At 60.9% G+C, this 9,110-nt stretch carries 10 protein-coding genes; 8 read left to right on the forward strand and 2 right to left on the reverse strand.

All coding sequences use genetic code 11. The features are described 5' to 3' along the window. Together I8N66_RS33750 and I8N66_RS33755 are read right to left on the reverse strand one after the other, a co-directional pair. Window positions 1–1,006: hypothetical protein (locus I8N66_RS33750; protein ID WP_291163790.1), on the reverse strand; the 1,006-nt coding region annotated here is incomplete at its 3' end. 140 nt (window positions 1,007–1,146) lie between these two features. Continuing rightward, window positions 1,147–1,785, reverse strand: coding sequence for a type II toxin-antitoxin system VapC family toxin (locus I8N66_RS33755; RefSeq protein ID WP_291163793.1), 639 nt, complete (start codon window positions 1,783–1,785; stop codon window positions 1,147–1,149). Between the two features lie 68 nt (window positions 1,786–1,853). Here I8N66_RS33755 and I8N66_RS33760 point away from each other — a divergent pair, with 68 nt between their 5' ends. The 8 genes from I8N66_RS33760 to I8N66_RS33795 all read left to right on the forward strand — a co-directional run. Further along, entirely contained in the window at window positions 1,854–2,090 is a 237-nt protein-coding gene (locus I8N66_RS33760) for a hypothetical protein (protein ID WP_291163796.1), read from the forward strand. Window positions 2,091–2,350: 260 nt separating this feature from the next. Further along, entirely contained in the window at window positions 2,351–2,977 is a 627-nt protein-coding gene (locus I8N66_RS33765; protein WP_291163798.1) for a hypothetical protein, read from the forward strand. A 10-nt stretch (window positions 2,978–2,987) separates the two neighbouring features. Next, window positions 2,988–4,850 (forward strand): AAA family ATPase, encoded by a 1,863-nt coding sequence (locus I8N66_RS33770; RefSeq protein ID WP_291163803.1) that lies wholly within the window; start codon window positions 2,988–2,990, stop codon window positions 4,848–4,850. A 441-nt stretch (window positions 4,851–5,291) separates the two neighbouring features. Then, window positions 5,292–5,699 carry a YkvA family protein gene (locus I8N66_RS33775; RefSeq protein WP_291163806.1) on the forward strand — a complete coding sequence of 136 codons (408 nt, stop codon included), beginning with the start codon at window positions 5,292–5,294 and terminating at the stop codon, window positions 5,697–5,699. 138 nt (window positions 5,700–5,837) lie between these two features. Further along, window positions 5,838–6,203: a hypothetical protein gene (locus I8N66_RS33780; protein WP_291163809.1), complete on the forward strand. Its 366-nt coding sequence runs from the start codon at window positions 5,838–5,840 to the stop codon at window positions 6,201–6,203. Between the two features lie 110 nt (window positions 6,204–6,313). Beyond that, on the forward strand, window positions 6,314–6,715 hold the full coding sequence (locus I8N66_RS33785; RefSeq protein WP_291163812.1) for a FixH family protein: 402 nt from the start codon (window positions 6,314–6,316) through the stop codon (window positions 6,713–6,715). Beyond that, complete coding sequence (locus tag I8N66_RS33790; protein ID WP_291163815.1) at window positions 6,712–8,142, forward strand: efflux RND transporter periplasmic adaptor subunit; 1,431 nt, start codon at window positions 6,712–6,714, stop codon at window positions 8,140–8,142. The genes I8N66_RS33785 and I8N66_RS33790 overlap by 4 nt, the downstream gene beginning before the upstream one ends. Continuing rightward, a partial coding sequence (locus I8N66_RS33795) for an efflux RND transporter permease subunit (RefSeq protein WP_291163818.1) occupies window positions 8,139–9,110 on the forward strand: 972 nt, incomplete at its 3' end. The genes I8N66_RS33790 and I8N66_RS33795, both read left to right, overlap by 4 nt.

Raw genomic sequence — 9,110 nt, forward strand, 5'->3', positions numbered from 1 at the left:
CAGCGCGTAGGGAGACCTTTTCATAAAGAGCAGCGTGTCGGAATCCTGCAGACATCAGGCCGATCGCCTGGCCACCTGCACCCGCCCCAAGTTCGAGAACGTGGAGCGTGTGTGGAGGACGGGTGTAGGGGGCGGAGCGTGGAACATCCGGCAGTGACTGGGTACTGATGTAGGCGAGGGCGTCGATGATGTCTGACGAGAACACGTCCTCTTCTGCTGCTTCGAAGGCGAAGCCCCCCTGGTGACCAAAGTGGCCAGCCGCGAACCTCGTCAGAGCATCGAATGCTTGTTTTAGGAGCAACGCTTCCGAATCCTTGAGGTCGCCAGTCTCAAATGCTTCCCGAGGGCCAAGGATCTGTTTGAAATCCGCAAGAACATCAGAAGCCAGGACCGCAACATTGGCGTGCGCCTCGAAATAGCCGGGCCGATCCGACTCCATCTCGAATCCTTCCTGGGGATGAGGCGGAGCGAAGTGGAAGACGAACTTCTGGGCCGCTGCGCGCAGCCCATCAGCCTTCGACTCGAGACGGCGCAGCATCACCTCCGCGTTCATGGCCGCAAAAGACTGAAGCCTCGCCCATCGTGCGTTCGCAGCAACCTGGTCATCCCCTTCCTCCGCTCGACTGCGGTGAGTTTCGAGCCGTCTCATTTTTTCCTCTCCCACCGGGATGCCCGCCTTGATGGTGCGGATGGCCGCGTCTTGCACTTCGGCGCCGGAAGCCTGGGAAAGGAGACGCAGGGTTTCCGGAGAAATCCCGGTGGTCAGAATTTCGCTGTCCTTCTCCACCATCGCACCGATTGCTCGAAGGAGGCGCGCGTCGTCCCGTGTAACACCGGCCTCTACTGCCAGCAGCGCGTCTACGACATCCGGGTCGTCGCCGGATTGGATTCCTCCCACAAGCTCGGCAGCTTCCGCCAGGTTCTTCCCCAGTTTGACCATGGTCGCCTTGAGGGCCCTGGCCTGCTGAACAGGCGTTTTGTCGTTCGGTATCTTCTTTCCGGTCATAGCGATCCCCTTCAACAGGGAGACCGGTATCACTTGAACATTGCCGCCCGGAGAATGCGAAGGCTAAAATTGCAGTTGTCCCTCGTCTCCGAGCGGCAACTTGCGAATGTACGGACAGCTTCGATGATTGAGGTTACGCCCTAACCAAAAGGTGCCGGGTACGGGGACGACTCCGCGGTTTCGACAGTCTCGCTAGGATGCGTGGCGACGTCAGGTTCGACCTTCGGCAGGATGCCGTCGGATGGGTCGGGTTGCTCGGGATCGAAGGGAGGCAGAGAAACGTCGAATGGCGGATAGACGTGCCATCGCGAAGTCAGCGGATGGTACAGCCCCGGTAGGGGACACCACTCGTGGATCTTGAGGAAATCTGCGACGTTCGCAGTGATGATTGGAAGCTGATGGGTTATCGCGAGAGCCGCAATCATAACATCGTGGCCGAGGCGGTCACTTGTCTGGCCTTTCGGGATCGTCCACAGGTGCTTTAGCGCCGGTATCGATGTCATGTGGGCATACGTTGCCGCCACCGCATGCGACATCTCCGGAACTGGAAAATCTGTTGCAACGATGCGATCCACCCAGGCGGTGATCCGTGCGGCTCTTTCGGGGTCATCTCGGTGCCGGAGATGGGCGCCGCGCATCAGTTCTGTTATAACCGGATAGCTGAGGCCGAGGCGATGGATGCCAACCTGGAGGAGCCATGGCCGTAATCCTGGCGGTGGCTTCTTCCGGCCCATGTAGCTGACGATGTCAGTGTCCATAAGAAGCAGAACGTCTGGCACCGCGAAATATCCTGTGAGTTGGGAAGCTTTTATGTCGAATTCTCAGGTCGCAGTCCCAAGGGAGCGCTATGTTCAGTCTTGGTGGAGATGCCACCCCAAAGAGGTTGCACAAGATGGATGCTTGGCAGAGACACGAGGCAGAAGCCCGCATCAGTGAAGTACTGAACGCGGCCAAGACCCGTGGACCTCAGACCGTCCAGGACAAGGACGGAACTTTCAAAGTCACCTTCTCGCAGCGCAAACCTGGCCTTGAGGAGCTGTTCTCCAAGCCTGGCCTTCTGGAGGACGATGACCTCGATCATTGATCGGGAACTTCGTTGATTGCATGGACCCTAGCCGGCGATCGAGTGCGCAACAAGTAGTCGGCTACAGAATCTGTAGCCCCTGGCAGTGCGCCTCTTGCATTGGCCGGAACAGTCGATGCAAAGGCGCTTGACGCCGGGAATTTCGTTCTCTATTCGTTCTCGTATGAGCAACGACAGCGCCCTCATCTTCCGAATAGGTTGACCGACTCCGGGACGGTTCCCGGCGCCGCCGCAACATTCTATTCTTTGGAGGGCAGGTCATGACGACCTCGACCGCTCATGCCGCAGGCGATGACGCTTGCGATCTCCGCAATCCGTATAAAACCCGTTTCCCTTTCACGACACTCAAGGGTGTTGGGCGTACTCTGTATCGCTCGCAGCAGGCCAGCGACTATGCATGCCTTCTGGATCTTGACCCGGAAGTGATTTCCTGGCGCTGTGTCACGCATCCGATCATCAACGAATCCAGCGCTCGCAAGCCCAGGCATCACTTTGTCGATTTCGCCGTGCAGACCGCGCGCGAAACATTGCTCGTGGATGTCTGGCGGGCCGACCCCGACATCATCACCTGGCTGCCAAGCGTCGCGTCGCGGCTGGGCTATCGGTACCAGGCGATTTCAATGTGCGATGTGAACCCAGTCCGCCTGCAGAACGCGCGGGATCTCATCCGATACGCAGATCGGGAGTCGACTCTCGGCGACCGCATCCGAATCTTGGCTGGCCTTGATGAAATGGGATCGCTGTCGCTCACCGACTGCCTCGCGACCGTGAGGGAAGGTAGGCCGATGGGATCGATCGCCCACATGATCCTGAGAGGCCTGATCGAGGTTGACCTCGATGATCAGTTGCTCGGACCGGACACCGTGGTCCGCCGCGCCCGGTCGTAGGAGAGCAGCCATGACAGAGTTCGATTTCGACATGCGCAAGCAAGGGCTTGAGGTGACAACCTATGCAAACTCCCTGAGGATTGCCCTAAAGCGATGCGGCATCTTTCAGAAGAGCGACCGGGCGGTTGGGCTACGACTCCCTCCAGGTGCCGCCGTCGACAAATACTACGACGCAGTCAAGGCGCTTCTGATTGGGGCAGGGATTCTTCATTATACTGTACCGATTGTCCGGATCAGCACCTTCAAGCAGGAGACTGATGCGGGCGAAGCTCTCAATGCATTATCCTCAGGTAGGGCGGTCATTGTCCTCATCACGAACGGCGCCGAGCTTCCGCAGGAGATTGATGTCTCTCTTGATCGCGTGATTGAAGTGGCGCGCTTCAAGCCGTATCACCTCCTTATTGCCGTTAGGGCAGTGATGGAATTGAGCATCACTAGGGAGCAGGCGAACGCGCTCGTTGAATTTCCGCCGCAGTTGCTGTTCGCCGCGATCCGAAAGTCGCGGCCGATTGAAGTCACACTGGAAAAGCTTGCCTCTTCGCTTCCGACCAAAAGGGTAGTCGCCTGGGAGCCCCGGGTGGAGGAACTTGCGGGTTATGGCAAGGCTACTGAGTGGGCGCAGGATCTTGTTCACGATATCTCCGCGTGGCGGGATGGTTCGATTTCGTGGAGTGACGTCGATGCCGGGTTGCTTTTGAGTGGCCCGCCAGGGTGCGGCAAAACCTTGTTTGCGAGCGCGGTGGCCAGATCGTGTGGTGTGGGCTTCTTGGCTGCATCAAGTGCGCAATGGCAGGCTCGCGGTCATCTGGGTGACATGCTCGGTGCGATGCGGAAGACGTTTCGCGAGGCAATTGCCGCCGCCCCTGCAATCCTCTTCCTGGATGAATTCGACTCCTTCGGCTCTCGCAAGCTCCTAAAGGGCAACAATGCTTCCTACGGACTTCAGGTGATCAACGCGCTACTCGAACTTCTCGACGGCGCTAAAGGTCGTGAAGGTGTCGTTGTGATCGCGGCGACGAACAGACCCGACGACATCGATGATGCCCTGATGCGCCCCGGACGCCTTGATCGACACATCGCGGTCGAAATGCCTGACAGGGAGGCTCGGGAGCAGATCCTTGCGATGCATGTCGGCCTCTCGCTGCCCACCGATGAGTTGAGGGCCATCGCTCTCGCCACCGGAGGTTACTCCGGCGCAGCATTGCGTCAGCTCGCCCGGGACGCGCGTAGGATTGCCAGGAAGCAAAGGCGACCGGTGACAGGCTCGGACTTCCTCGCGATTGTGCCCCCCATTGCCGCCATGGGGAAGGCACAGCGATGGCCCGTTTGCATCCATGAAGCGGGACACGCAATCGTCGGGCTCGCCCTAGGCATCGGTGAGGTCGAGGCGATTGTCGTGGCCAGCCAGGCCGGACATCGCGACGGCAGCGTCGGTCACGTTGAATGGCGCAGGCCAATCGTGCGCAACAAGACGCTGCAGGCCTATCGCGACGAGATTGCAATGCTTCTCGCGGGAAAAGCCGCCGAGCGGGTCGTTCTCAACGAGAGCTACGACGGCTCTGGCGGTAGGGAAGGGTCGGATCTCCATCGGGCAAACGACATCGCCACGATACTTATTGCAGCACACGGCGTTCACTCGCTCGGCTTCACAAGCCTCTCCAGTTCACGGGAGCTTGATGAACTCCGTCGCAGTGATCCAATCCTGAGACGGAGGGTGGAGCGGCTGCTTGCCGAGGAGTTGTCCCGTGCGGAAGAGGTCGTCCGGGAGTGGCGGGCGAAAGTAGTGCGCGTCGCAGAAGCCGTCCTAGAGCGCGAACTGCTTCCTGGCGCTGAGGCCGGGAGGATTATCCAGGGGGAGAGCGCGTCTTTCTAGGACCGCCCATAATCGGAGTTCGACATGTCAGTTGGTGGGAAAAGTGACGCGGGTAGAGGAGGTGGCACTCAGCCACGCGGCGAAGGGGTCGACGACAGCGAGACGTTTGGCGACGGGCTGTTGAAAGCGGGATTCGAGGCGGCCAAAGTCGGGCGCAAGATCGTGAGCCAAGGCAAACGCAGAGAAGCGCTAAAGAAGCGAACGGCTAAGGTTCCCGACAGGTAAGTCATCGATGCCCGTGCGAAGCGCTCCCTGTCCGCGCACGGGGAGCGCTTCGCCTTAGACCGTCCGACTCGGAGTTGCCAAGTCTGTCGCGCGTATCGCGATGTTCTGGAATGCGCTCGGCGGTGCCTTTGTTGGCGTGCCTTCAAAGAAAGAATCGTGTCAGAGATGGCTGAGGTTTGCCGACCAACAATTCTCCAGGTTTGACGGAACGCCGCGATGACCATGCACAAACCGCCACCCCGCGGGATTCAGCGAGCAAAGCAGTGGGCTCGCCAGATTAAGCGAGATGTTGTGGCACTCTGGATCGCCGCCGGAGATCCACGGACCCCATGGTCAGCGAAGCTTGTCGCGGGTGCGGTTGCGGCCTACGCTCTATCACCGATCGATCTTATTCCCGATTTCATCCCTGTCTTCGGATATCTCGACGATCTGGTAATCGTTCCTATTGGCATTCTTCTGGCGGTCCGTCTCGTGCCTCCGGAATTGATGAACGAGTTTCGCGAACGAGCGACCGAAGTCGAAAAACGTCCGTCGAGCCGGGGCGGTCTCGTCATGATCGTTTGCATTTGGCTTTTGGCTCTGGTCGCTGCAGCGTGGTTGCTAAGGGGATACTGGCCTGCCTGAGTGATTTTCCCGAGAGGGCTCTTCGCTATCGGAGCCTCTTGCTGATTGAAGCCACCTGCCTGCACCTTGGTGCGTCCCTCCGTCGCAACTTTCCGTGACCGTCTTCCAATACGCGTCGCGCTATGCAAGCATAAGCGCATGTTCGTGGTTGTTGCGCTCCGGCGCTTTTTTTATGTGTTGGCGTTGCTCGGGGTCGTGCTTGGTCCCGTGAGCGTTGGCACGGCTGCGAGCGCCATGGCCCTTTCGCCCGACATGCAGATGGATGCGATGGCGGGCATGGACGACATGTCTTGCTGTCCGGAGCAGCAACCTGCCCAGAAGAATGATTGCGGCAAGACGTGTCCTCTCGCGCTGGTCTGCTCTTCGATCATCCTCGCGCACGGCAGCAAGGCCAATAGCTGGCGCATCGACCTGTGGGCACGCGAGTTGTCACATCCGGTCCTCCAGGAAAACCGCCTTCCGTCCGCCCTCGTCGAACCTCCGGCGCGGCCTCCCAAAGCCTGATCTCACTCGCTGAAAGAAACCGGACGGCCGCCTCCAGACGGAAAGCGTCCTTCCGACCGCAGTTTTTTCGTGGACGCGGCCCGAAGTGCCGGTCCCGTGTGAGATCCAACATGACAAACATCTTTTCTCCGAGGGCTATCCTCGGTTCGGTTGCCATCATTCTGGCTGCAACCACCACATCCTTTGCCGCCGCGACGGACTACGAGTTCCAGCTCGTCCAGTCCGAAGTCCCGCACGGTCCCGAGGCGACCGTCGCGGTGCGCCTGATCGACAAGCGCACGTCAAAACCTGTGCCGGATGCTGTCATCTTCAGCACGAGGATGGACATGGCACCGGAGGGGATGGAGGCGATGACCACCCCGGTCGAGGCCCTGCCGTCAGCGGAAGCGGGCACCTACTCGTTCAAGACCAACCTCAGCATGGAGGGCGGCTGGCGATTCAAGCTGGCGGCCAAGGTCCAGGGCGAGACCGAAACCGTCCAGGGCGAACTGGTTCTGCAGGCACAGCCGTGACCGCGTCCAAATTTCTGCTGTTCGTCAGCTCCCTCGCCATGGCCGGCGGGGGAGGGTACGCGGCTGGCACGCGCGGCCTTGCCAGCCACATCAACAAGGTCTTCTCCGAGCAGGCGCTCGGGGAAACCATGCCCCAGGCAACCGTGCCGACTGGCAGGATCGTCTACTACAGACACCCGGACGGTCTGGCGGAGTACGCCGCAGCGCCCAGGAAAACCGCCGACGGTCGTGATTTCATCGCCGTGCGCGAGAGCGAGGACGTCACCTTCGACACGGTGAAGAAGGCCACGGTCGCACAGGCGGAAACCATGCCCACCGCGGGCGAGCGAAAAGTCCTCTACTACCGCAACCCCATGGGCCTGCCCGATACGTCGAAGGCGCCGAAGAAGGACTCCATGGGCATGGACTACCTTCCCGTCTTCGAGGGCGACGAGACGGACAGCTCGGTCGTCAAGGTCTCGCTCGGCAAGCTCCAGCGGACGGGCGTAAAGACGGCGACGGCAGAGAGTGCCGTCATCAGCCGCGAGGTACGTGTGCCTGGAACGGTCACGTTCGACGAGCGCCTGGTACGGATCGTTTCGATGCGGGCAAACGCCTTCGTCGATGGCGTCGCCGACGTGACGACGGGCGACCGGGTGCGGAAAGGAGACGAGCTCTTCCACTTCTTCTCGAAGGACATCGCCAAGGCCGGAGCGGAGTACGCGACGGAACTGCGCGGCGGCGGCAAACCGGACCTCGACGTCGGCGGAGCGCTGCAACTACGTAATCTAGGTGTCCCGGAAGAAACGGTGAAGGCCATCGCTCAAAGCCGAACGGTGCCCAGGAGCATCGCCTATCTGTCTCCAAGTGACGGAGTGGTTCTCGAGCGCAGCGCCACGACGGGCATGATGGCGGAAGCCGGTGACGTGCTGTTCCGGATCGCCGACACGTCGAAGGTGTGGGTGATTGCAGACGTGCCCGAGTTCGATGCCACGAACATCCGCAAGGGCGCGCAAACGACGGTGAGGGTGCGCAACCTGCCAGGCAAGACGTTCGAAGGCACTGTCGACCTGATCTATCCCGAGCTTCAGTCGCAGACGCGGACGGCCAAGGTACGGGTCGAGCTTTCCAACGCCGAAGGTTTGCTGCTTGCGAACATGTACGCCGAAGTTCAGATCGCCTCGGGTGACACCGCCCTGGTCGTCGCGGTACCGAACAGCGCCGTCATCGACACCGGCGACCGCCAGGTGGTGTTCGTCGACAAGGGCGAGGGCCGTTTCGAACCGCGTGACGTCGCGCTCGGAGCGCGCGGCGATGACGTGACGGAGATTAGGAAGGGGATCGAAGCCGGAGAGAAGATCGTCACCTCGGCGAACTTCCTGCTCGACGCCGAGAGCAATCTCAATGCGGCGCTAAGCGCGCTCACTGCGGACGAGGTGAAACCATGATCTCGAACGTCATCGCCTGGTCCGCCCGTAATCTGGTGCTGATCATCGTCGGCGCAGCACTCTCGATCGCCGCGGGCATCTACTCGCTGCGATCTCTTCCACTCGACGCCATCCCGGACCTCTCGGACGTGCAGGTGATCGTCTTCACCGACTATCCCGGCCAGGCACCGCAGGTGGTCGAGGACCAGGTCACCTATCCCCTGACAACGTCGATGCTGACGGTACCGCGGTCGAAGGTCGTGCGCGGCTTCTCGTTCTTCGGCATTTCCTTCGTCTACGTGATCTTCGAGGACGGGATCGATCCCTATTGGGCGCGCAGCCGAGTACTCGAATACCTCAATGCGGCGGCAAGCCGACTTCCCGAGGGGGTCTCGCCGAGCCTTGGCCCGGACGCGACGGGCGTCGGCTGGGTCTACCAATATGCTTTGGTCGCCAAGGAGCTGTCGCTCGCCGAACTGCGCTCGCTGCAGGACTGGGTCGTCCGCTTTGCACTCTCGAAGTCGGATGGCGTCGCCGAGGTCGCGAGCGTGGGCGGCTTCGTCAAGCAGTACTCCGTCGTCGTCGACCCGGCGCGCTTGCGCGCCCAGAACGTGACGCTGAAGCAGATCGCCGACGCGGTGCGGGCCAGCAACCGCGACGTCGGCGGGCGCACAGTCGAGATTTCCGAGTTCGAGTTCATGGTCCGCGGCCGCGGCTATCTGCAAGGCATCAAGGACATCGAGAACATCGTGCTGATGACTGAAGGCGGCGCGCCGCTGCGCCTCGGTGACGTCGCGCGGGTGGAGACCGTTCCCGACGAGCGGCGCGGCATCACCGAACTCAACGGCGAAGGCGAGGTCGCAAGCGGCATCGTGCTGCAGCGGGTCGGCGAGAACGCTCTCAACGTCATCGACAGCGCCAAGAAGAACCTGGCGGCGGTCAAGGACAGCCTACCGGCTGGCACCGAGATCGTTCCCGTCTACGATCGC

The organism is Ensifer sp. SSB1 (genome assembly GCF_016652895.1).
Classification (GTDB): Bacteria; Pseudomonadota; Alphaproteobacteria; order Rhizobiales; family Rhizobiaceae; genus Ensifer.